1 protein-coding gene is annotated in these 1,089 nt (G+C 31.8%); it reads right to left on the reverse strand.

Annotation, left to right across the window (positions count from 1 at the left end; genetic code table 11):
• Window positions 1-175 precede the first annotated feature (175 nt).
• Window positions 176-925 (reverse strand): aminoglycoside phosphotransferase family protein, encoded by a 750-nt coding sequence (locus CYL18_RS18975; protein WP_104851025.1) that lies wholly within the window; start codon window positions 923-925, stop codon window positions 176-178.
• Window positions 926-1,089: the final 164 nt, after the last annotated feature.

Here is a 1,089-nt window from a genome sequence, read left to right on the forward strand (position 1 = left end):
ATTTGTGATATTTTAGGTGGTTTTTCAACTTCAAAGATACTTTTCAAGGTATCAAAGCACTACACTACATTTAAGTATGTTTATTCAGATACTTAAAGTATTTCAGTTGAAATGTAACTCTTTTAAAAAGAATACTATCAAAATTCAGTGTTTATGTTATTGGCTTCTTTATCTACTACATCTTTAGATAAGTATTTATTATCTCCATAAGTCGTTCTGAATTTTCAGTCAAGACAGTCTCAGATAATCTTGCTCCAGCAACTATTGGTGCCCATTGAAGAATCTCAGAGCGTAACAATCCACTCTTTTTACAATAAATTCGCATATACATTTCAGCTAATTCCGATGAAAATTGCGAATATAAAAGATAAGTCCGATATACATCGGCACGAATATCCCCTGAACTCGAATCAACCCAATCTATAACTACCATCCGATTTTCTGTCTTAATCAGATTAAATAGATGAAAGTCACCGTGACAGAGCCTATTAGTGAATGTTATTGAATTCAATTCCTTGAGTAAATATGATTTTAATCTTTTATTTAAAATAGGAGATGTATTTATTTGGCGATGCAATTTATCATCCATTGATTCAATTGTATCCGGAACTATGCTATGGATTTCAAGTTGCATATCGACTGAAATATTCATATAATATTCAGCACGTTCTTTATTCTCTAAGTATAAATCTCCTAAAGTTATTCCCTTAATATATTCCATTATAATTGCTTGTTTTCCGTTTATCTTGGTCACATCAAAAATTTTAGGTACAGGAAGACCGCAAGAATATGCATATTTTTGTTTATTTTCCTCATTTATAGATTCCGTATTTGGCAAAAAATCATTAAAGACTTTTATTATTTTATTGTCTAAAAGATAAATTTTTGCCGTATTTCCTCTTGCTATTGGATTACCTAAATTCATCGGTTACTCTCCCCGCAATTTTTAATTAACCTGCCATCTTACTTCTATAAGAGGTTCTGCATAATAAGGTATTATTTCTTTTTTCGCTAGTCGAGTAGAGGAGAGCCTTTTTACCTTACGGTAAATTGTGCTTCTCCCCCCTCTCAGAACCGTGCTTGCGCTAT

The sequence above is a fragment of the Pradoshia eiseniae genome, assembly GCF_002946355.1.
GTDB classification, from domain to species: Bacteria; Bacillota; Bacilli; order Bacillales; family Pradoshiaceae; genus Pradoshia; species Pradoshia eiseniae.

Bases quoted from the DNA above. Each gene is read 5' to 3' on its own strand.
- CYL18_RS18975 (WP_104851025.1), bottom strand. From the start codon at position 925: ATGAATTTAGGTAATCCAATAGCAAGAGGAAATACGGCAAAAATTTAT.